Here is a 21,278-nt window from a genome sequence, read left to right as displayed (position 1 = left end):
GGTGATCAGGCCCTGCTTGGTGCCGGTGATGGACATATAGGCGGGTGTTGCCATGGATGCATTCCTTGTCAGTGGTAGCCGGGACGACATGTCCTGGTGCGGCAGCTACCCAACAAGCTTCGTGCCAATAAAATATTTACCTTTTAAATCAAACTCTTGAAGAATCTCCCGGCCCGCACGAACGCTTTCCCCCGGGTTTATCCCGAAAAAGTGAGCAAGTTGTTGCACAGTGCTATGCAAGAACTTGCTCACTTCATCGAAGACCCCGCCAGACCTTGGCCCCGGCGTTGTATCCACAGCTTTTCCCGAAGTTATCCAGCAAAAAGTTGCACACCTGCCGAGTGCCTCAGAGCCAGTTCTTGAACTTGAACCAGAGGTACGGAAGGATCGCCGATACCACCATCATCCCCAGCGCCATCGGATAGCCGATGGACCAGTCCAGCTCGGGCATGTCCTTGAAGTTCATGCCGTAGACGGTGCCCACCAGGGTCGGCGGCAGGAACAGTACGGCGGCGATGGAGAACACCTTGATGATGCTGTTCTGCTCGATGTTGATCAGGCCAAGGGTCGCGTCGAGGAGGAAGTTGATCTCGGTGGACATCTTCGCCAGGTACTCGTCCAGCGAGCGCACATCGCGCTCCACGGTCTTCGCCAGCACCTTGGCCGGCTCGGAAAGCCAGCCGTTGCAACCCTGGCGGAAATAGCTGTTCATCCGATTGATGCTGAGCAGGCTGTCGTTGAGCTTGGACAGCAGCGAGCTGCTGCGCCCGAGGTGCTTGATGATCTGCTGCAGGTCGGTCTTCGGCTTGCGGGTCTGGGCGGTGGACTCGGCGAAGATCTCCCGCGACATGCTGCTCAGTTGCCCCTGTACGGCCTCCAACACGTCGGCGATACGGTCCACCAGACTGTCCATCATCAGGGCGAACAACTGGGTGCTGCTGCGGTTGGCGTCGAGCTGGCGGATGCAACGGTTCTCGAACTCGCGGAACGAACGCAGGTCGGCGTAGCGCACGGTAATCAGCCATTTCTCGCTGAGTACGAAGGTCACTTCCTCTGTGCTCGGCCGGTGCTCGGTGATCCCGCCGACCACCGAAGTGGTCATGTAGAGGACGTTGCCGTCCTCGTAGAAGCGCGACGAATCCTCGATCTCGGCCATCTCCTCGCGGGTCGGGATGTTCACCTGCAGGTGGGATTCGAGCAGGCGCTCCTCTTCGGGGGTCGGGTGATGCAGGTCGATCCACAGGGTGCCCGGCGGCACCCCCCGCTGGGCATCGTCGTGCTGGCGTCGCTCCAGGCGGTCGCCGGAAAGGATGTAATAGGTGATCATGTCGGGTATCGCTACCTTCGCGGCCATCCGTTGGCCAAGCAGGGTGGACAACTTCCCGCCGCCGCACAAGCGGTACTTTGCGCCAGAACGAGGAACGCCCGATGAGCGAACAGGACGACAACCAGGAAGACGGCTTCGCCGAGGAAAAACTGATCCAGGCCATCGAGAACCAGATCGAAAGCGAGAATCCGCCGGCGGCGCGCGCCGTGTTCAACAAGCTGACCCTGGTCGGCTACGAGCGCGACGAGGCACTGAGCATGATGGCCTACGTGCTGGCCCACGAGATCAACGCCATGCTCGCCGCCGACCGCGCTTTCGACAACGCCGGCTACGAGCATGCGCTGCGTGCCCTGCCGACGTTGCCGGACGACGAATGAGCGGAGCCGGGCCGACTGGTGTCGGCGAATGCCCCTCGTATCCATACGGTTTTGTTTCGCCAAACGCCTGCCGCTCTGGTAGAAAGGTGGCGCCCACTCTCCGTGCCACCTGCTTTCGCGGAGCGATACCGGATGCGATCCTGGTTCCACTTCCTGCCCATCTGCCTGCTGCTGGCCCTTTCCGGCCCGGCAGCGGCCGTCCCGACAGAACCCCTGGTGCTCGGCGCCGAAGACGACTGGTATCCCTATACCGCCTACAAGGACGGCCGCATCCAGGGCATGAGCGCGGATATCGTGCGGGCCGCCTTCAGGGCTGCGGACACGCCGGTCCAGCTCAATCCCTACCCCTACTCCCGCTGCATGAAGCTGGCCCTGAAAGGCTTGATCGCCGGCTGCTTCAACACCTCGCCGAACCCGCACATCCTCGCCGACTACCGTCTGCCCCGGCATCCGTTGTTCCGCGCGGAGATCCAGCTCTGGGCGCGACGCGACGAAGCGCGGCCGGTGAATGCGGAGCAGGCGCTGAGCGGACGGAAAGTCGCGGTGACCCTCGGCTATGAATACGGCGACGGCTTCGATCGCCGCCACGACCTGGTGCGCATCCCGGTGCGCAAGGACTACTACGGTTTCCTCATGCTCCAGCGCGGCCGCGTCGACTACGCCCTGGCCTACCGCAATACGGCTCGCCAGTTGTTCAGCGAACATCCCGAACTGGAAGGCCAGTTCCAGCCGGTGGCCACGGTCCACCGCCCGGAGCTGTACCTGTCGTTCTCGCGCCGCCACCCGCAGGCCGAGCATCTGCTCGAACGCTTCGACCTCGGCATGCAGCGCATCCTCGCCAGCGGCGAGTACCAGAAGATCCTCGACGGCTGGAGCCAGGCCGCCGACGCTACGCCCTAGTCCAACTACACTCACCGGTGCTCAACACCGCAAGGAGCCGACATGGCCTTCACTCCCGAGCTGATCGACGAACTGGAACTGCTGGCGCTCTTCAACCTGAACAACACCCAGGAAGGACTCAAGGTCCATCACACCGCCGACGGCAAGGCCGTCGCCGCCGCCCGACGCCTGCACGACAAGGGGCTGATCGACCAGCCCGACGGCGGCTACCTGACCAGTCTCGGGCTGGACGCCGCGGAGCAGGCACAGGGCCTGCTGACCATCCTCAAGGGTTGACGGAAGCGGCCATCGCGACCTGCTCCCGACAGGCCGCGACGGTTGCCCCGGTTCGCGGTGCGGCGCTCAAGCCGCCGCGCTTCCGGGCGATACAATGGCATGACCGGAGCCAGGCACGGCGCCTGGCCTTGCCTGTGCCCGGACGCCCATGAACCGACACCCCGCACTCAGCCTCGATCTCGACGATGGCATCGACCGCAAGGTCCTCGGCCAGTTGCGCCAACGCTTCCTGGCGGTCAACGCCGGTCGCCTGCAACGCGCCCGACAGGCGTTGTCCAGCCGCCAGGAGCGGGTCCTGCGCCTGCTACCGCTGCTGTTCCACATCAACCATCCGCTGCTGCCGGGCTACCTGTCGGCCAGCACGCCGGCGGGCCTGAGCGGTTTCGAGGCGGACGACGAAGTACTCGCCGAAGCCCAGCGCCTGGCCCGTTCGTTTGTCTACAAGCCACGCAGGCAGGAACCCGCACAACAGCCGATCCACGGCCTGTTCCTGATGGGCAGCCTGGGAGCCTGGCCCAGGAGGAACAGAGCGATCTCGACCTCTGGGTCTGCCATGCCCCAGAACTGGAGCCCGGCGCGCGCCAGGAGCTGCGCCGCAAGTGCGCGTTGATCGAGGACTGGGCGCGCAGCCAGGGCAGCGAGGTGCACTGTTTCCTGATCGACGTCGCCCGCTTCGGCCAGGACGAACGCGAAGACCGGAAGGAGCCCGGCGGCGACGGCAATACCCAGCACTTCCTGCTGCTCGACGAGTTCTACCGCAGCGCGATCTGGCTCGGCGGACGCACCCCTCTGTGGTGGCTGGTGCCGCCGGCCCATGAACGGCGCTACGACGAATACTGCCGGACCCTGCTCGGCAAACGCTTCATCCGCGCCGAAGAGGTGCTCGACCTCGGCCACCTGGCGCACATCCCCGCCCGGGAGTTCATCGGCGCCGGCCTCTGGCAGTTGTCCAAGGCCATCGATTCGCCCTACAAGTCGCTGCTCAAGCTGCTGCTCACCGAGGCCTACGCCAGCGAGCACCCGCGGGTCCGCTGCGTCGCCCTGCGCTTCAAGGAGCAGGTATTCGCCGGCCAGCTCGATCTCGACGAACTGGACCCCTACGTCCTGGTCTATCGCCATCTCGAACGCTACCTGCGGGAACAGCAGGCGCCGGAACGCCTGGAACTCGTGCGGCGCTGCCTGTACCTCAAGGTCGGGCGCAAGCTCGGCGGTCGCCAGCGCCAGGCGCAGAAGGGCTGGCAGCACCTGTCGATGGAGCGGCTCGTCGCGGAATGGCAATGGGAGCCTCGCCGCTTGGCCCTGCTCGACAGCCGCAGCCAGTGGAAGATGCGCCAGGTGATGGAAGAGCGTCGCACGGTGGTCAACGAACTGACCTACAGCTACCGCCTGCTGTTCCAGATCGCCCGCCAGCAAGGCGCTGACAGCGGCATCGACAGCCGCGACCTGGGCCTGCTCGGCCGCCGCCTGTATGCCGCCTTCGAGCGCAAGGCAGGCAAGGTGGAGAACATCAACCCGGGGATCGCCCCGGATCTCGGCGAAGACGTCCTGACCCTGGTCCAGCTGCCCGCCGACGACGACCGCGAGCAGGCGCAGTGGGCGATCTTCCCCGGTGCCCTGGGCGCTCACCAGTGGCCTGACTACGCGCCGCTGAAACGCAGCCTCAGGCTGGTCGAGCTGCTCGCCTGGTGCCATCGCAACGGCGTCATCGACAGCGCCACCCGGCTGTCCCTGCATCCCGGCCAGAGCGACCTCGGCGATGCCGAACTGGACAATCTCCTGGGCAGCCTGCGGCAGTTCCTGCCGGTCCCCCTGGCGACCGTGGACGACGCCGACCTGCTGCAACCGCGTCGGCTCAAGAGCGTCCTGCTGCTGGTCAACGTCGGTGTCGACCCGCTGCGCCACCACAGCCAGATGAACCTGCACATGGCTACCGGGCGTACCGACGTGCTTGGTTATGCCGGGGTGCGCGACAACCTGGTGCTGACCCTCGACCAGCTCAGCCTCAACAGCTGGAACGAACTGACGGTGCGCCATTACGCAGGCACCCAGGCGCTGCCCGAGTGCCTTGCCGAGTTCCTCGACGCCGTCCGCGAAAAGCCCGGAAGCCCGCCGCAGCCGCCTGAACTGATGGTGCGCTGCTTCTGTCGCAACCGGGCCGCCGCCATCGCCGTGCGGGTCGAAGAGCTGTTCCGCGAGACCTACGGGCAACTGCTTGGCGGCCAGCCAAGCCGCTACCTGCTGCAGATCCGCCAGCAGTACCACCTGCTGGAAATGTCGCCGGAAGCGGTCAGCCACGAGAGCCTGCCCGACCTGCCGAGCCTGCTCCAGCACCTGGGCCGCGAGCGCGATGGCTACAGCGCCCTGAAGCTGGATCGTCACGCCCTGGAGGGCGAGGACCTCGGGCTGATCCTGTCCATGGGGCGGCCGGACTGCATCCAGGTGTTCTACCGGCGCGACTTCGACAGCGCCGAGATCAGCCTGCTCGACGAACGCAACGCGCTCTGGCGTTGCGTGACGAACGCAGCCTGCTCGCACCGCTGCAGCGCTTCCTGCAATCGCTGCTGTACCGGCGCAACGCCCTGTCGCTGGCGGAACAGGTGCCGGCCTCGCTGGATATCCGCTACTACGAGTTGCTCTCCAACGACGGCAGATTGCACGTCGAGCCTCGCGAAGCGCCGGAGGCCCTGGCCGGACCCGCGTTGTACGAGCTACAGGCGCTACTCGAACGCGGCGAACGCAAGCGCGTGCAGGTCACCCTGTACTGCGACCACCAGGAGTTTTCCGAACTGGAGTACGGCGCCGGCCTGTTCAAGGCGGTCGCCCGGCATATCCTGGCGCATCGCGCGGAAAGCGAACCCTACCCCTGCTACCTGACCGACCTCGACCTGTCGCGGCTGTTCGCCGACGAACAGCCGCAAACGCTGCACTATCTGCGTTATAAAAGCGTCCTGGAAACGGCGCTGAACCAGGCGCTGCTGGAACAATGACCCAGCGCCGCACCGCGCGGGGCTCGACAAGGACGTACGGATGGCACTCCTCGGTATTACCCTGCTCGCTGGCGCCGCATTCGTGGGCGGCTATCTCTACCGCCGCGGCCTGGATCGCCGGCGCTACCGCTTCATCCAGCAATTCCGCCTGCCGCCGCGGGTCGCCCAGGCGGTCCGCGAGCGCTATCCGCAGCTCAGCGAGGAACAGGTCCAACGGGTGCTCGGCGGCCTGCGCGAATACTTGCTGCTATGCCGCGCCGCCGGCAAGCGGATGGTCGCGATGCCATCACAGGTGGTGGATGTCGCCTGGCACGAGTTGATCCTGCATACCCGGCTCTACCAGCACGTCTGCCGCAAGGGACTCGGGCGCTTCCTCCACCATACGCCGGCGCAGGCGATGCGCAGCCCCCGACAGGCCCAGGAAGGCATTCGGCGCGCCTGGAAGCTGGCTTGTCGCCGCGAAGGCATCGACCCCCAGAACCCCACGCGCCTACCGCTGCTGTTCGCTCTCGACACGGAACTGGCGATCGCCGACGGCTTCCGCTACACCCTGAACTGCGCGCAGCGGCAAGACGGCGGCGCAGCGGTGTATTGCGCCAGCCATATCGGTTGCAGCAGCGGCTGCGCCAGCGATAGCGGCAGTACCTTCGGTTCGGACGGACAGGATTCGCGCCACGGCTGCGGCGGCGATAGCGGTGGGGACGGCGGCAGCGGTTGCGGGGGCGGTGGGGGCGACTGAGGGTCGCGAAGCCCGTCGCCGGGAGGCGACGGGCGAAAACCGATCAGCGCGCGTAGTCGCCGGCGGCTTCCGGCTGGTATTCGATTTCCAGCAGGGTCAGCTTCAGCGTCTTGCCGCTCGGCGCCGGCCAGTCGATGGTCTGGCCGATGGTCAGGCCCAGCAGCGCGGTGCCCACCGGCGCGAGGATCGAGACCTTGCCTTCGCCGGCCACGTCTTCGGGATAGACCAGGGTCAGGGTGTACTCCTTGCCGCTGCTTTCCTCGCGGCAACGCACGGTGGAGTTCATGGTCACGACGCCCGGCGGAATCTCGTCATGCCCCACCACCTGGGCGCGCGACAGTTCGGCCTCCAGCGCCTCGGCGGCGGGTCCGAATTCGTCCAGGCCATCCAGCAGGCGCTCCAGGCGCTGCAGGTCCAGACGAGTGATGGTGATCGGCGGCGTGCTCATGATCGCAGGCGTGCTCCTTGGTCCGGTTCGGTTGATCGATGAAAAGCAGGAATCGCAAAAAAGCAAAAACCCCGCCCGAAGGCGGGGTTTTCCCGGACACTAACACAGTCGCAGGAATTAGCAACATCCCCCCTATCAGGAGAGACGGCCCGCCAGCGACTGGCGTCGAGCGGCCTGTGACCTGATCTGCAAGCGGCGGGAATCGTCGGCCTTGCCCCACTCGCGGATTTCCGCCAGGGAACGTCCGCAGCCGACGCAAACGTCCGCATCGTCGAGGCAGCACAGGCGCCGGCAAGGCGAAGCCACCACCGGCGGCGAAGCCTCAGAGACCGGGGAACTCGACATCCTCGCCCCCCTGCTCCAGGGTCGCCCGGTTGAGCAGCGCGCCCAGCGGTTCCTGGCTGCCATCGTGGCGCCAGAGACCGCTGGCCTCGTCGTAATCGAAGTGGAAGCCGCCCGACTTCGCCGCCACCCACAGCTGGCGCAACGGCGCCTGGCGGCTGAGGATCAGCTGCGAGCCGTTCTCGAAGCGTACGGTGAGCACGCCGCCGGCGTTCTCCAGGTCGAGATCCAGGTCGCTGTCATCGAAGGCGTCTTCCACCTGCTGCTGGAGCGCATCGACCAGGTCGTGGAAACGCGCTTCATTCATCGTACTCATGCATTGCCTCGGCATTCGCTAACGGGAAAAAAGGCGGGCGACTACCTTCGTCTTGCCCTATTCCGACAATTCTACGCTGGTATTGCCGTAGTCCGCGCTGTTTTGCCGCGACGCTCGCGGAAAACGCCGGCGCCCCCTCTGCCTCAGGCCATTCCCCTGCAAGCCCCGGCACACCTGATCCGGCTCGCATAGGCAAGGCGCCGGGGGGTCGGTATACTCCGGAACAATTCACGTTTTCTACAAGGATTCCGTCATGAAGCGGCTGTTCCTGTCCTTCGTCGCGCTCGCCCTCCTCGCCGGCTCCATCGCCGCCTGCGGCCAGAAAGGCCCGCTGTACCTGCCGGACGACGAAAAAGCCAAGAAAGAACACAGCAAAGACCGCTACGGTTTCTGAGAGAGCGCCCATGGACACATTCAGTTACCGCGACGGTGAGCTGTTCGCGGAAGGGGTGGCGCTTTCCCGCATCGCCGAGCGTTTCGGCACGCCCACCTACGTCTACTCCCGCGCGCACATCGAGGCCCAGTACCGCGCCTATGCCGACGCCCTCGCCGGCATGCCGCACCTGGTCTGCTTCGCGGTCAAGGCCAACTCCAACCTCGGGGTGCTGAATGTGCTGGCGCGCCTCGGCGCCGGTTTCGACATCGTTTCCCGCGGTGAGCTGGAGCGTGTCCTGGCCGCCGGCGGCGATCCGGCCAAGGTGGTGTTCTCCGGCGTCGGCAAGACCCGCGACGACATGCGCCGCGCCCTGGAAGTCGGTGTGCACTGCTTCAACGTCGAGTCCGGCGAAGAGCTGGAGCGCCTGCAACGGGTGGCCGCGGAACTCGGCGTGAAAGCGCCGGTGTCGCTGCGGGTCAACCCGGACGTGGATGCCCAGACCCACCCCTATATCTCCACCGGCCTGAAAGAGAACAAGTTCGGCATCGCCATCGACGAGGCCGAGGCGGTCTACGCCCGCGCCGCCGAGCTTGACCACCTGGAGGTGATCGGCGTCGACTGCCACATCGGCTCGCAATTGACCCAGCTGGAGCCCTTCCTCGACGCCCTCGAGCGCCTGCTCGGGCTGGTCGACCGCCTGGCCGGCAAAGGCATCGGCATTCGCCACCTGGACCTCGGCGGCGGCCTCGGGGTGCGCTACCGCGACGAACAGCCGCCGCTGGCCGGCGACTACATCCGCGCCATCCGCGAGCGCCTGCATGGCCGCGACCTGACCCTGGTGTTCGAGCCGGGCCGGTCCATCGTCGCTAACGCCGGCGTGCTGCTGACCCGCGTCGAGTACCTCAAGCACACCGAGCACAAGGATTTCGCCATCGTCGACGCGGCGATGAACGACCTGATCCGCCCGGCTCTCTACCAGGCCTGGATGGACGTGCAGGCGGTACGCCCGCGCGATGCCGTGCCGCGCCGCTACGACCTGGTCGGGCCGATCTGCGAGACCGGCGACTTCCTCGCCAAGGATCGCGACCTGGCGCTCGCCGAAGGCGACCTCCTGGCGGTGCGCTCGGCCGGCGCCTACGGCTTCGTCATGAGCTCGAACTACAACACCCGCGGTCGCGCCGCCGAGGTGCTGGTGGATGGCGAGCAGACCCACGGGGTCCGTCGCCGCGAGACCGTCCAAGAGCTCTACGCCGGCGAAAGCCTGCTGCCGCAGTGAGGCCCAGACCATGCTTTTGCGCTTCACCAAGATGCATGGCCTGGGCAACGACTTCATGGTCCTCGACCTGGTCAGCCAGCACGCCCATGTGCAGCCCAAGCACGTCAAGCTCTGGGGCGACCGCAACACCGGGGTCGGCTTCGACCAGTTGCTGATCGTCGAAGCCCCGAGCAGCCCCGACGTCGACTTCCGCTACCGGATTTTCAACGCCGACGGCTCCGAGGTCGAGCAGTGCGGCAACGGCGCCCGCTGCTTCGCCCGCTTCGTTCAGGACAAGCGCCTGACGGTGAAGAAGAGCATCCGCGTAGAAACCAAGGGCGGCATCATCGAGCTGAATATCCGCCCGGACGGCCAGGTCACGGTGGACATGGGTCCGCCGCGCCTGGCCCCGGCCGAGATACCGTTCCAGGCCGAGCGCGAAGCCTTGTCCTATGAGATAGAGGTGAATGGCCAGCGCGTCGAACTGGCCGCGGTATCCATGGGCAATCCCCATGGCGTGCTGCGCGTCGAGAACGTCGACAGCGCACCGGTACACAGCCTCGGTCCGCAACTGGAAGTCCATCCGCGCTTCCCGAAGAAGGCCAACATCGGCTTCCTCCAGGTGCTCGATCCGCACCATGCGCGCCTGCGCGTCTGGGAGCGCGGCGTCGGCGAGACCCAGGCCTGCGGCACCGGCGCCTGCGCCGCAGCGGTTGCCGGGATTCGCCAGGGCTGGCTGCAATCGCCGGTGCAGATCGACCTCCCCGGCGGCCGCCTGCACATCGAGTGGGCAGGTCCCGGCCAGCCCGTTATGATGACCGGGCCTGCCGTCCGCGTGTATGAAGGCCAGGTCCGCCTGTAAGGGCCGTCGCCCGCGAGAACCGAGACGCTTATGACCGAGAAAAGCCAGGAACCGACAGCAGCGCTGGACGCCGAGCAGGTGGCCGCCTATCTGAGCCAGCACCCGGAGTTCTTCGTCGAGCATGACGAGCTGATCCCCGAGCTGCGCATCCCGCACCAGCCCGGCGACGCCGTGTCGCTGGTGGAGCGCCAGGTACGCCTGCTGCGCGAGCGCAACATCGAGATGCGCCACCGGCTCTCGCAACTGATGGACGTGGCCCGCGAGAACGACCGCCTGTTCGACAAGACCCGCCGCCTGGTCCTCGACCTGCTCGACGCCACCAGCCTGGAAGACGTGGTCAGTACCGTCGAGGACAGCCTGCGCCACGAGTTCCAGGTGCCCTACGTGAGCCTGATCCTGTTCAGCGACAGTAGCGTCTCGGTGGGCCGCTCGGTGAGCAGCGCGGAGGCGCACCAGGCCATCGGCGGCCTGCTCTCCGGCGGCAAGACCGTCTGCGGCGTGCTGCGTCCACACGAACTGGCGTTCCTCTTCGGCGAGAGCGACCGCGACGAGATCGGCTCCGCAGCGGTGGTCTCCCTGAGTTTCCAGGGCCTGCACGGCGTGCTCGCCATCGGCAGTCCCGATCCGCAGCATTACAAGAGTTCCCTCGGCACCCTGTTCCTCGGCTACGTCGCCGAGGTCCTGGCCCGCGTGCTGCCGCGCTTCTCCTCGCCGCTGCGCTCGGTCCGCTGAGCGCGGCGGGCGGTCCGAGATGCGCGCCGACCTGGATGCCTTCCTCGAACATCTGCGCAGCGAGCGCCAGGTCTCCGCGCACACCCTCGACGGCTACCGCCGCGACCTGCTGAAGATCCTCGCCCTCGCCGAAAAGGCCGGGCTCTCCGACTGGAACGCCCTCGACACCCGCAGCCTGCGCACCTTCGTCGCCCGCCTGCACCAGCAGGGCCAATCCAGCCGCAGCCTGGCACGGCTGCTCTCGGCGACGCGCGGCCTCTACCAGTACCTGCTACGCGAAGGGCGCTGCCGGCACGACCCTGCCAACGGCCTGAGCGCGCCGAAGAGTCCGCGCAAGCTGCCCAGAACCCTCGACGCCGACCGCGCCCTGCAATTGCTCGACGGTGCCGTGGAGGATGACTTCATCGCCCGCCGCGACCAGGCCCTGCTGGAGCTGTTCTATTCCTCCGGGCTGCGCCTCTCGGAACTGGTCGGCCTTGATCTCGAATGGCTGGACCTCAAGGAAGGCCTGGTGCGAGTGCGCGGCAAGGGCAACAAGGTCCGCGAGCTGCCGGTCGGCAAGGCCGCGCGCCAGGCGCTCGAAGCCTGGCTGCCGCTGCGCGCCCAGGCCGCTCCGGAAGACGGAGCGGTGTTCATCGGCCGCGGCGGCAAGCGCCTGACGCCACGGGCGATCCAACTGCGAGTGCGCCAGGCCGGCGTCCGCGAGCTGGGCCAGCACCTGCACCCGCACATGCTGCGGCACTCCTTCGCCAGCCATCTGCTGGAGTCGTCCGGCGACCTGCGCGCCGTGCAGGAACTGCTCGGCCACGCCGACATCGCCACGACCCAGATCTATACCCACCTGGACTTCCAGCACCTGGCCTCGGTCTACGACCGCGCCCATCCCCGCGCCAAGCGCAAGGGCAACGCCGATGGAGGCAACGACCCATGAGCAGCCTGCGACTGATCACCTTCGACCTCGACGACACCCTGTGGGACGTCGCCCCGGTGATGAACAACGCCGAGGCCCTGCTCCGCGAATGGCTGGCGAGCAACGCGGCGCGCCTGGGTCCGGTGCCCATCGAGCACCTGTGGGCGATCCGCACCCGCCTGCTGGATCGCGAACCGATGCTGCGCCACCGTCTCAGCGAGCTGCGCCGGCGCATCCTGTTCCATGCCCTGCTCGACGCCGGTTATCCACAGGCGGAGGCGGAAAGCCTGGCCGAGGCCGGTTTCCAGGTATTCCTCGAAGCGCGCCACCGGGTCACCCTGTTTCCCGAAGTCCACCCGACCCTGGAGATCCTCGCCGACCGCTTCACCCTCGGCGTGCTCACCAACGGTAACGCCGACGTGCGCCGCCTGGGCCTGGCCGACTACTTCCGGTTCGCCCTCTGCGCCGAGGAACTGGGCGTCGGCAAGCCCGACCCGACGCCATTCCGCGAAGCCCTGAAGCGCGCCGGCGTCGAGGCCTCGGCAGCGGTACACATCGGCGACCACCCCAACGACGACATCGCCGGAGCGCGCCGCGCCGGCATGCGTGCCATCTGGTTCAACCCAAACGGCAAGCCCTGGGCCGGGGAGGAAGAGCCGAGCGCGGAGATCCGCAGCCTCGCCGAGCTGCCGGCCCTGCTCGCCCGCCTGCAATGACGAACCGGGCCCCCGGTCGCGGGTAGCGCCCTAGGCACGCGAAGCGCTGGCCTTGAAGCGCCCGACCCCGCGCAAGATGGAAAACGCCACCGCAACGGCAGCCAACGTCAGCGACACGCCGAAAAGCAGCAACGCCGTCGACGCACCGAAGCGATCCGCGATCAACCCGGTGAAGATCACCGGCAGGCTGAAGCCGAGGTAGGCCAACAGGAAGTAGCCCGCGCTGGCCCGCGGCTTTTCCGCACCGGCCAGGACATTCACCGCCGACAGCCCGCCCAGGTAGGTGAAGCCGTAGCAGGAACTGCTCGCGCCCAGCGCACCGAACAGCACCGCAGCCAGTGAGCCGTGGATCGCGCCCCAGGCCAGCAGGGCATAGCTCGGCGGCAGGATCACCAGCCCCAGGCAGGTCGCCGAGGCCGGCGCCATCCGCCGCGCCAGCGGCTGGAACAGCAGGCCGCAGCTGATCACGGTGAAGGTCGAGAAGCCCGACCAGCGCGCCAGCCCGTGGGCCGCCAGCAGCGAAGGCAGGACCGCGATGACCAGGCCCACAGTGGCCCATGCCAGCAGGATCGAGAAGCCGTACGGCAGGCTGCCGGCGGGAAAGAACGGCAGCCGCAGCATCGGCGTATCGCGCCCGCGCGGCGCCTCGTCCGGCAGGCCCGCCACCGCCGCCAGGGCCACGCAGGCCAGTCCCAGCTGGACCCAGAAGCTGCCGGGAACCAGGCTCTCCCGGAACAGCAGGAACAGACTGGTCAGTGCCGCGCCGAGGCCGAAGCCGAGCGAGGTGCTGGCGGTCACCCAGTTGGCCGAGGTGCGGGAATCCCCGCCCGCCATCAGTTCGCTCATGTAGGCCGTCCCGGTGGCCGATGCCAGGGCCGTGCCGACGCCGAGCAACAGGCGCGCCACGCCGAGCGCCTCCAGGCGCGGCCAGAGCGCCATCACCAGGGTGGCCACCATCGACAGCAGCAACGCGACGACGATCGGCGGCTTGCGCCCCATCCGATCGGACAACCCGCCGAGTACCAGCAGCACCGGCAGTACGCCAAGCACATAGCCGGAGAAAGCGCTGGCGGTGGCTGCCGCGCCGTAGCCGGAAAGCTCCGCGTAGGCGGTGTACAGCGGCGCCTGGAGGTTCACCGCCAAGGTGATCAGGCACAGGCCGAAAGCCAGGCATGCGGCGTGGCGACGGGTATTGCTCATGCGGTTCTCCGTTCAAGGGCCTGCCGCGGCAGAGCGGTGGGCATTGGCTAGCCCGCGAGAAGAGGCGTCGACTATCCGGCGCGACGGCGCTACGGAACAAGTAACAGCTGTTCGGATTTGTGATTAACTGTTCGCCTGAAAAGACCGAACAGTGAGTCAGGCATGCACCTCCGGATCGACCGCAATGCCAGCGAGCCGCTGGTGCAGCAGATCGTCGCAGGGGTCAGCGGCTGGATCCGCGGCAATCGCGTCCGCGCCGGCACGCGGATTCCGTCGATACGCCAGTTGGCCAGGGAAAACCAGCTCAGCCAGTCCAGCGTGATCGAGGCCTACGACCGCCTGGTCGCCCTGGGGATGCTGGAATCGCGGCACGGCTCGGGGTTCTTCGTCGCCGAGGCACCCACCGCCGCTACCGAACTCGACAGCGAGTGGCACGAAGGCGCGGAAAACGCATGGGGCCAGTTCAGCGGCAACTCGACGAAACTCAAGCTCGGCTGCGGCTGGATTCCGGACAGTTGGCGGGAAGTCGAGGAACTCAGCTACGCGATCCGCCAGGTCGCCCGCAGCGAACTCGCCGGGCTGTTCGACTACAGCACTCCGCTGGGCCTGCCGGCGCTGCGCCAGCACATCCAGAAACGCCTGCGGCTGATCGATATCCATGTCGACCCGGAGCAGATCCTCACCACCACCGGCGCCAGCCATGCCCTCGACCTGTTGGTACGCACGCTGCTCAAGCCGGGCGACGTGGTGGTGGTGGAAAACCCCGGCTACTACAACCTGTTCAACCTGCTGAAATTCCACGGGGTGAAGATGCTCGGCGTGCCGCGCACCCGCCACGGCCCGGACACCGCCGCGCTGGAGGCGATCCTCCGCGCACACAAGCCGAAGTTCCTTTTCACCAACAGCATGTACCACAACCCCACCGGCACCAGCCTCAGCCCCTCGGTGGCCCACCGCGTGCTGCAACTGGCCGAGCAGCATGATTTCCACATCGTCGAGGATGACATCTACGCCGACTTCCAGAACGGCCCCAGCACCCGCCTAGCGACCCTCGATTCGCTGCGCCGGGTGATCTACCTGGCGAGCTTTTCGAAGACCCTCAGTTGCTCGCTACGGGTCGGCTACCTGATCGCCGGCCCCGAGCTGATCCGGCGCCTGGCGGATGTGAAGATGTACACCAGCATCGGCAGCCAGCGCTTCGCCGAATGCGTGGTCTCGACCATGCTCGCCAACGGCAGTTACCGCAAGCTGGTGCAACGCCTGCGCCAGCGCCTGACCCGGCAGATGGCGGCGACCCTGCGGGTGCTTGGGGACAACGGCTGGGAGGTGTTCGCCGAACCGGTCGGCGGGATGTTCGTCTGGGCCCGTATCGGCGACTACCCGTTCGCCGAATTGCAGGCCGTGGCGACACGCCTGGACGTGCTGCTGTCGCCGGGCAGCGGCTTCAGCCCGGAAGGCGAGGAGAGCGACTGGCTGCGTATCAACATCGCCTATGCCAGCGACCCGCGGGCCCTGGCGTTCTTCGAGGCGTTCGGGTGAGGCGCGCTCTTGCCCTCCCCTGCCTCACTGGTAGTCGAGCAGGATCACCATCGCGGCCAGGACCGAGCCGGGCGTGATTTTCTCGGCGGTCTGCACATAGGACGCTTTCATCGGGATCCAGTACGCCCCGCCGGTGTTCTTGTCGTACGCGGTCACCGACAACGAGAGTCCCATCCGTAGCGGCACGCCGGCCTCGTCGGTGACCCGGATCGATACGCCGGTCGCGGTGCTGCCCGCCAGGCGCGGCAGCACACCCGAGCCTTCGGCCACCGCCCCCCCCACCGCTTGAAGGCTGTAGCCGACGCGGTTGTACCCGCGAGGACAGCCGGCCACTACGAGATTGAACGGGGTAACGGCCGCGTAGGTGCCGACGCCGTTCAGCCGGGCGGCAGCGATCGACTGCAGCTTCACGGTCTGGTCGGCGACCTGGCAGGTCGCATTGATCGTGGTGACGCTCCCGGTCAACCTGACGGAAGAGGTGCCAGACGCGACAAGCCCGTCCTTGTAGGTAATGAGGAAGTACGAGTTGAACGCTCCGCTCGCGAACTGGCCGTCGGAGAGCGGCGTCGAGTTGCGGAACAACTGGACCTCCGCGATTTGCGAGAAAGTGCCCTTGAAACGGCTGCTCGCCGGTATGCCATCCAGCAGCAGGCGCACCGAAAGGCCCGGCACGTTGGTATTCAGGTCCGGACCATCGACCGGGTCCCAGACACTTCCCTTGTTGTACAGAGAGACGCCGATGAGATCGCAGCTGGGCTTGCCGCACAGTTGCATGGGAGTGAACGTGTAGCGCGACGTGACGTTTCCCTCGGGAAGGATCGAGGGGACGGCGATATCGCGGCCGCCGAAAGCGTACAGATTGGCAGCCATGCTGGTGCCGGCGGGAACGAACAGGACTGCCGCGATCAGCAGGGTTCGACGGAACGTCTTGAACTCCATGGGATGACAACCGATGTGTCCGGCATGTCCGGGAAAATCCGGCGGAACCGGCGCGAACTTGATGGGTGGCGAATCTTTTCAGAACGCCTGGAAAAGAGCCATAAGACAGGACCTACACGGCTCCGCGAATCCACCTAAGAATCGCTAGGAAAATTCTTAAGCAAGCTCTACAGCTCGCTCTCCGGCAAGTGCAGGATCGACCCCGGACGCCGCTTGGAGCGCCTGGATGGCAAGCAGCTTCGGTTGACGATGTGGAACGGTAGCGCTGCCACCGGAAAGGAAAAGGCCTTGGCCCGTCGCCAGCCGTGCCTGAACAGGCGAAAGATCGGCTCGCCAACCGGGACGCGGCGGGGCGAGATGCCCGCCAAGATAGCAGGCGCCATAGCACAAGGCCCGCCACTCCCTCACGGGTGGCGGGCCTTGGGATGACGCGAAATCAGATGGGGCGGCTGCCGTACTTGCTGTCCGGCTTCTTCGGCGGATCGGCCACCACGTTGGGTTCGATCTCCTGCACCTTTCCACCGCGGGAAAGGAATTCCTCCATCGCCTTGGCGAGGGCGTCACGCTCTTTCTGCTTGGCTTCGACCGAGGGCAGTTCCTCTTCCACCACGGCGGCTTTCGCCTTCTTGCCGGGGGCGGGGGCCTCGTCGCCGTCACTGCTGTCCGCTTCGCCGTCGTCGGCCGCGGCCAGCTCTTCGCCGTCGTCCTCGTCAGCGCCGTCCAGCTCGTCCTGTTCCAGTTCTTCTTCGCTCATGGTCAACCTCTCGGTGCTGCAAAAGCAGGTTAGTTATAGCCCAGCCGCGCGTTTTGATGAGCGCCGCCGGAAAAAATTCATACTGACTCGCCCTGCCAGGTGGCGAGCACGCGCCGTGCCCCGCCCCTGTCCCGGTGTTCACCGAGATAGATCCCCTGCCAGGTGCCCAGTGCCAACCCTCCCGACTGTATCGGCAGGGTCAGTTGGCCGCCCAGCAGGCTGGCCTTGAAATGCGCCGGAAGGTCGTCCGGACCTTCGTCGTTGTGTTCATAGCCGACTTCGCCGCGTGGCGCCAGCCGCTCGAAAAAACGCTCGAAATCCCGGCGTACGGCAGGATCGGCATTTTCATTCAGGGTCAGTGAAGCCGACGTATGTTGCAAAAGCAGGTGCAGCAGGCCGACCCGGCACCGCCGAAGCTCCGGCAAGGCGTCGAGTATCTCCTCGGTGACGAGGTGAAAGCCCCGCGGACGCGGGCGCAAGGTGATCAGGGTCTGCTGCCACATGCTGCTGTTCCAAATCGGCTCCGATCCGTCGCGCCGCGCATTCTAGCGCGGCATTTGAAAAAGCAAAGAGCGTAAGAGACAGACCTGTGAAAGCTGAGGGTTGCGCAGTCCGCCGGCAGTCGCTGAAAGACCGGTTGCGGAGAGGTCGTGGCGGTCGCGGGAAGTGCCCAGGACTTTCGACGCACAAGGGCATGGCGTTCGGCGAAGGCGAGCGCGGGAGGCAAGCCGACGCCCGGCGGAAAGCCGGGCGCCGGCAGGTATTACAGGTTGTAGCCGCGCTCGTTGTGCAGCGCCAGGTCGAGGCCGACCGCTTCCTCTTCCTCGGTGACCCGCAGGCCCATGACCAGGTCCAGCACCTTGAGGATCACGAAGGTCACCACGGCGGTGTAGACCACGGTGAAGGCCACGCCCTTGAACTGCACGAAGAACTGCGCGCCGATGTCCTCCACGCTGCCGAAGCCGCCCAGCGACGGCGCCGCGAAGATCCCGGTGAGCAGCGCGCCGACGATACCGCCGACCGCATGTACGCCGAAGGCGTCGAGGGAATCGTCGTATTTCAGCGCGCGCTTGAGACTGGTGGCGGCGAAGAAGCAGATCACCCCGGAGGCCAGGCCAATCACCAGCGCGCCCATCGGACCGGCGGTGCCGGCGGCCGGGGTGATCGCCACCAGACCGGCGACCACGCCGGACGCGATGCCCAGGGCGCTCGGCTTGCCGTGGGTGATCCACTCGGCGAACATCCAGGCCAGGGCCGCGGCGGCGGTAGCGATCTGGGTCACCAGCATGGCCATCCCGGCGGTGCCGTTGGCGGCGGCGGCGGAACCGGCGTTGAAACCGAACCAGCCGATCCACAGCATGGCCGCCCCGACCAGGGTGTAGCCGAGGTTGTGCGGCGCCATCGGCGTGGTCGGGTAGCCCTTGCGCTTGCCCAGCACCAGGCAGGCGACCAGGCCGGCGATACCGGCGTTGATGTGCACCACGGTGCCGCCGGCGAAGTCCAGCACGCCCCAGTCCCACATCAGGGCGCCGTCGCCACTCCAGACCATGTGCGCGATCGGCGCGTAGACCACGGTGAACCAGACCGCCATGAAGATCAGCATCGCCGAGAACTTCATGCGCTCGGCGAAGGCGCCGACGATCAGCGCCGGAGTGATGATCGCGAAGGTCATCTGGAAGGTGATGAACACGCTTTCCGGGAACAGCGCGGTGGCGGAAGTCAGGCCGTCGGCGGTGAGACCGCTGAGGAAGGCCTTGTCCAGCCCGCCGACGAAGGAATTGAAGTTGAGGACGCCCTTCTCCATCCCGGCGGTATCGAACGCCAGGCTGTAGCCATAGACCACCCAAAGAATGGTGATCAGGCCGGTGATGGCGAAGCACTGCATCATGATCGACAGCACGTTCTTCGCTCGCACCATGCCGCCGTAGAACAGCGCCAGGCCGGGGATGGTCATGAGCAGGACGAGCGCAGTGGAGATCAGCATCCAGGCGGTGTCGCCGCTGTTCAGGACGGGCTCCTCGGCGGCCAGGGCGACGCCCGGCAAAGCGAGGGACAATAGGGCTCCTAGCCCTGCGATCTTACGCAGAGTCATGTTGGTATTCTCCTGGGGCTTTTGGGGGTTCGGTTGGGCTTAGATCGCGTCGGTATCGGTTTCGCCGGTACGGATGCGGATGGCCTGTTCCAGGTTCACCACGAAGATCTTGCCGTCACCGATCTTGCCGGTATTGGCCGCCTTGGTGATCGCCTCGATGACGCGGTCCAGCTGGTCGTCGGCGATCGCCACGTCGATCTTCACCTTGGGCAGGAAGTCGACGACGTACTCGGCGCCGCGATACAGCTCGGTGTGGCCCTTTTGCCGGCCGAAACCCTTGACCTCGGTCACCGTGATGCCCTGCACACCGATCTCGGACAACGACTCGCGGACGTCGTCCAACTTGAACGGCTTGATGATGGCAGTGACTAGCTTCATGAAACTCTCTCCCGTGTTTGGTGGACTCGCCCCAGGAAAACGAACCCGAGGACAGTCTAAGCGCAGTGTCTGGCTTTGTAACGCGCCGGTCCCTCTGGGAAGCATGATCGGGACCCTCCGCCCCGACCTGGCCCTGCTGCGGCCGTTCGATGCCGCAACCTGCCGGCCTCCCGCAACCGCCTCATCTGCCGCACCGGTACTGCTTCAGTGCACGCCTCACCCCGGCCAAAGCAGAAAGCTTGCCAGCTCCGGCAAATCCGCCGGATTTCAAGCCCTTAGCCGCCAACCCGGGGATAGTGCGGAACGCCGGCCTCCGGGCGGCGCACCAAATAGGCGCAGACGCGCTCCGACAGTTGCGCAAAAAGTGTGCAATGGCCCTCCCGCGAGCGCCGCCGACATCGTGCTAGACTGCCGCCCACTCGTTACCGGAACCCTCGCCATGCTGCCGCCCAAAGCCGTCTTCGAAGCCCTCAGCCAACAAGCCAGCCGCCTGTTCGCCGGCGAATCGCCGTTGCCCAAGGCCGAGCTGGAGTCGCAGTTCCGCGCCCTGATGCAGAGCGCTTTCAGCAAGCTCGACCTGGTCAGCCGCGAGGAATTCGACAGCCAGATGCTGGTCCTCGCCCGCACCCGCGCACGGCTGGAAGCCCTGGAGGCCAAGGTGGCGGAACTCGAAAGCAAGCTGACGCCGCCCGCCGACTGATCCTTCCCCCTGCGAGCGGCGTGAGATCAAGGAGCGATCCATGTCCCTGGCGATTGTCCACAGCCGAGCCCAGGTCGGCGTCGAAGCCCCCTGCGTCAGCGTCGAGGCGCACCTGGCCAACGGCCTGCCTTCGCTGACCCTGGTCGGCCTGCCGGAAACCGCGGTGCGCGAGAGCAAGGACCGCGTGCGCAGCGCCCTGCTCAATGCCGGTTTCGACTTCCCCGCGCGGCGCATCACCCTCAACCTCGCCCCCGCCGACCTGCCCAAGGACGGCGGTCGCTTCGACCTGGCCATCGCACTCGGCATCCTCGCCGCCAGCGGCCAGTTGCCCGGCACCACCCTCGACGGCCTGGAGTGCCTTGGCGAACTGGCCCTGTCCGGGGCGATCCGGCCAGTGCGAGGCGTATTGCCGGCCGCGCTGGCGGCGCGCGACGCAAGGCGCGTTCTGGTGGTACCGAAGGAAAATGCCGAAGAGGCCAGCCTGGCCAGCGGGCTGACGGTGTTCGCCGTGGACCACCTGCTGGAGATCGCCGGACACCTCTCCGGCCAGGCCCCGCTGCTACCCTACCAGGCCCGCGGCCTGCTCCGCGCGCCCTTCCCTTATCCAGACCTGGCCGAGGTCCAGGGCCAGGCCGCCGCCAAGCGCGCCCTGCTGGTGGCCGCCGCCGGCGCGCACAACCTGTTGCTCAGCGGCCCGCCGGGCACCGGCAAGACCCTCCTGGCCAGCCGCCTGCCCGGCCTGCTGCCGGCGCTCGACGAGGACGAGGCCCTGGAGGTCGCAGCGATCCATTCGGTGGCCAGCCACGTCCCCCTCAGGCACTGGCCGCAGCGACCGTTCCGCCAGCCGCACCACTCCGCCTCCGCGCCGGCCCTGGTCGGCGGCGGCAGCCGCCCGCAGCCGGGCGAGATCACCCTGGCGCACCAGGGCGTGCTGTTCCTCGACGAACTGCCGGAGTTCGAGCGCAAGGTCCTGGAGGTCCTGCGCGAGCCGCTGGAAAGCGGCGAGATCGTCATTGCCCGGGCCAACGGCCGGGTACGTTTCCCGGCGCGCTTCCAACTGGTGGCGGCTTTTGTAAGCGAAACTGCTGATCAGGGATTTAGAAGCCAATGCTA

23 protein-coding genes and 1 pseudogene are annotated in these 21,278 nt (G+C 66.6%); 14 read left to right on the top strand and 10 right to left on the bottom strand.

What is annotated here, in order from left to right:
- Positions 1-346 precede the first annotated feature (346 nt).
- Positions 347-1,327, bottom strand: coding sequence for a magnesium transporter CorA family protein (locus LT948_RS32610; RefSeq protein ID WP_033993388.1), 981 nt, complete (start codon positions 1,325-1,327; stop codon positions 347-349).
- 101 nt (positions 1,328-1,428) lie between these two features.
- Between LT948_RS32610 and LT948_RS32605 the strand changes: the two genes are divergently transcribed.
- From LT948_RS32605 to LT948_RS32585, 5 genes and pseudogenes are all read left to right on the top strand, one after another.
- Entirely contained in the window at positions 1,429-1,704 is a 276-nt protein-coding gene (locus tag LT948_RS32605; protein ID WP_033995457.1) for a hypothetical protein, read from the top strand.
- A gap of 132 nt (positions 1,705-1,836) precedes the next feature.
- The gene (locus LT948_RS32600) at positions 1,837-2,604 is read left to right on the top strand and encodes a substrate-binding periplasmic protein (RefSeq protein ID WP_003096415.1); all 768 of its coding nucleotides are present in this window, start codon (positions 1,837-1,839) and stop codon (positions 2,602-2,604) included.
- A gap of 42 nt (positions 2,605-2,646) precedes the next feature.
- Positions 2,647-2,880 (top strand): TIGR02647 family protein, encoded by a 234-nt coding sequence (locus tag LT948_RS32595; protein ID WP_003096418.1) that lies wholly within the window; start codon positions 2,647-2,649, stop codon positions 2,878-2,880.
- 148 nt (positions 2,881-3,028) lie between these two features.
- Positions 3,029-5,867: pseudogene (locus LT948_RS32590) on the top strand (class I adenylate cyclase).
- A gap of 40 nt (positions 5,868-5,907) precedes the next feature.
- A complete protein-coding gene (locus LT948_RS32585; RefSeq protein WP_003096422.1) occupies positions 5,908-6,606 on the top strand; it encodes a glycine-rich domain-containing protein in 699 nt (232 codons plus the stop codon).
- 43 nt (positions 6,607-6,649) lie between these two features.
- Here LT948_RS32585 and rnk read toward each other — a convergent pair whose 3' ends face one another.
- The 3 genes from rnk to cyaY form a co-directional block, all read right to left on the bottom strand.
- A complete protein-coding gene (gene rnk, locus LT948_RS32580; RefSeq protein WP_003096424.1) occupies positions 6,650-7,054 on the bottom strand; it encodes a nucleoside diphosphate kinase regulator in 405 nt (134 codons plus the stop codon).
- 135 nt (positions 7,055-7,189) lie between these two features.
- Entirely contained in the window at positions 7,190-7,399 is a 210-nt protein-coding gene (locus LT948_RS32575; RefSeq protein ID WP_023443579.1) for a DUF1289 domain-containing protein, read from the bottom strand.
- Positions 7,377-7,712 carry an iron donor protein CyaY gene (cyaY, locus tag LT948_RS32570; protein WP_003121284.1) on the bottom strand — a complete coding sequence of 112 codons (336 nt, stop codon included), beginning with the start codon at positions 7,710-7,712 and terminating at the stop codon, positions 7,377-7,379. Before cyaY ends, LT948_RS32575 begins: the two co-directional genes overlap by 23 nt.
- 253 nt (positions 7,713-7,965) lie before the next feature.
- Between cyaY and lptM the strand changes: the two genes are divergently transcribed.
- Genes lptM through LT948_RS32540 form a run of 6 tightly spaced genes read left to right on the top strand, consistent with a single transcriptional unit; the run spans position 7,966 to position 12,563 of the window.
- On the top strand, positions 7,966-8,106 hold the full coding sequence (gene lptM / locus LT948_RS32565; protein WP_003096430.1) for an LPS translocon maturation chaperone LptM: 141 nt from the start codon (positions 7,966-7,968) through the stop codon (positions 8,104-8,106).
- Between the two features lie 10 nt (positions 8,107-8,116).
- Complete coding sequence (gene lysA, locus LT948_RS32560; RefSeq protein WP_033996172.1) at positions 8,117-9,364, top strand: diaminopimelate decarboxylase; 1,248 nt, start codon at positions 8,117-8,119, stop codon at positions 9,362-9,364.
- A gap of 10 nt (positions 9,365-9,374) precedes the next feature.
- The gene (gene dapF, locus LT948_RS32555) at positions 9,375-10,205 is read left to right on the top strand and encodes a diaminopimelate epimerase (protein ID WP_003098223.1); all 831 of its coding nucleotides are present in this window, start codon (positions 9,375-9,377) and stop codon (positions 10,203-10,205) included.
- Positions 10,206-10,235: 30 nt separating this feature from the next.
- Positions 10,236-10,937 carry a DUF484 family protein gene (locus LT948_RS32550; RefSeq protein ID WP_003096433.1) on the top strand — a complete coding sequence of 234 codons (702 nt, stop codon included), beginning with the start codon at positions 10,236-10,238 and terminating at the stop codon, positions 10,935-10,937.
- Positions 10,938-10,956: 19 nt separating this feature from the next.
- Positions 10,957-11,868, top strand: a complete 912-nt coding sequence (gene xerC / locus LT948_RS32545) for a tyrosine recombinase XerC (RefSeq protein ID WP_003096434.1) — start codon at positions 10,957-10,959, stop codon at positions 11,866-11,868.
- Positions 11,865-12,563, top strand: coding sequence for an HAD family hydrolase (locus tag LT948_RS32540; protein WP_003096435.1), 699 nt, complete (start codon positions 11,865-11,867; stop codon positions 12,561-12,563). Before xerC ends, LT948_RS32540 begins: the two co-directional genes overlap by 4 nt.
- A gap of 30 nt (positions 12,564-12,593) precedes the next feature.
- Here the strand turns inward: LT948_RS32540 and LT948_RS32535 are convergent, their stop codons facing one another.
- The gene (locus tag LT948_RS32535) at positions 12,594-13,763 is read right to left on the bottom strand and encodes an MFS transporter (protein ID WP_033996174.1); all 1,170 of its coding nucleotides are present in this window, start codon (positions 13,761-13,763) and stop codon (positions 12,594-12,596) included.
- A 162-nt stretch (positions 13,764-13,925) separates the two neighbouring features.
- Here LT948_RS32535 and LT948_RS32530 point away from each other — a divergent pair, with 162 nt between their 5' ends.
- Entirely contained in the window at positions 13,926-15,302 is a 1,377-nt protein-coding gene (locus LT948_RS32530; protein WP_033996176.1) for an aminotransferase-like domain-containing protein, read from the top strand.
- Positions 15,303-15,326: 24 nt separating this feature from the next.
- Here the strand turns inward: LT948_RS32530 and LT948_RS32525 are convergent, their stop codons facing one another.
- The 5 genes from LT948_RS32525 to glnK all read right to left on the bottom strand — a co-directional run bounded on the left by LT948_RS32525 (position 15,327) and on the right by glnK (position 19,465).
- Entirely contained in the window at positions 15,327-16,241 is a 915-nt protein-coding gene (locus LT948_RS32525; protein ID WP_073657185.1) for a fimbrial protein, read from the bottom strand.
- A 436-nt stretch (positions 16,242-16,677) separates the two neighbouring features.
- The gene (gene sutA, locus LT948_RS32520) at positions 16,678-16,995 is read right to left on the bottom strand and encodes a transcriptional regulator SutA (RefSeq protein WP_003096440.1); all 318 of its coding nucleotides are present in this window, start codon (positions 16,993-16,995) and stop codon (positions 16,678-16,680) included.
- Positions 16,996-17,072: 77 nt separating this feature from the next.
- Positions 17,073-17,498: a secondary thiamine-phosphate synthase enzyme YjbQ gene (locus tag LT948_RS32515; protein WP_023098236.1), complete on the bottom strand. Its 426-nt coding sequence runs from the start codon at positions 17,496-17,498 to the stop codon at positions 17,073-17,075.
- Positions 17,499-17,758: 260 nt separating this feature from the next.
- Positions 17,759-19,087 (bottom strand): ammonium transporter, encoded by a 1,329-nt coding sequence (locus LT948_RS32510; protein ID WP_003109815.1) that lies wholly within the window; start codon positions 19,085-19,087, stop codon positions 17,759-17,761.
- A 39-nt stretch (positions 19,088-19,126) separates the two neighbouring features.
- Positions 19,127-19,465 (bottom strand): P-II family nitrogen regulator, encoded by a 339-nt coding sequence (glnK, locus tag LT948_RS32505; RefSeq protein ID WP_003096476.1) that lies wholly within the window; start codon positions 19,463-19,465, stop codon positions 19,127-19,129.
- 439 nt (positions 19,466-19,904) lie between these two features.
- Here glnK and LT948_RS32500 point away from each other — a divergent pair, with 439 nt between their 5' ends.
- Both LT948_RS32500 and LT948_RS32495 read left to right on the top strand, forming a co-directional pair.
- On the top strand, positions 19,905-20,165 hold the full coding sequence (locus LT948_RS32500; RefSeq protein WP_003096478.1) for an accessory factor UbiK family protein: 261 nt from the start codon (positions 19,905-19,907) through the stop codon (positions 20,163-20,165).
- Positions 20,166-20,205: 40 nt separating this feature from the next.
- The coding region (locus LT948_RS32495; protein ID WP_232197159.1) for a YifB family Mg chelatase-like AAA ATPase at positions 20,206-21,278 on the top strand (1,073 nt) is incomplete at its 3' end.

Origin of the sequence: Pseudomonas sp. CP-1, assembly GCF_021213715.1 — a bacterium.
In the GTDB taxonomy this organism is placed as follows: Bacteria; Pseudomonadota; Gammaproteobacteria; order Pseudomonadales; family Pseudomonadaceae; genus Pseudomonas; species Pseudomonas aeruginosa.
This window is presented reverse-complemented; position numbering and strand designations above follow the sequence as displayed.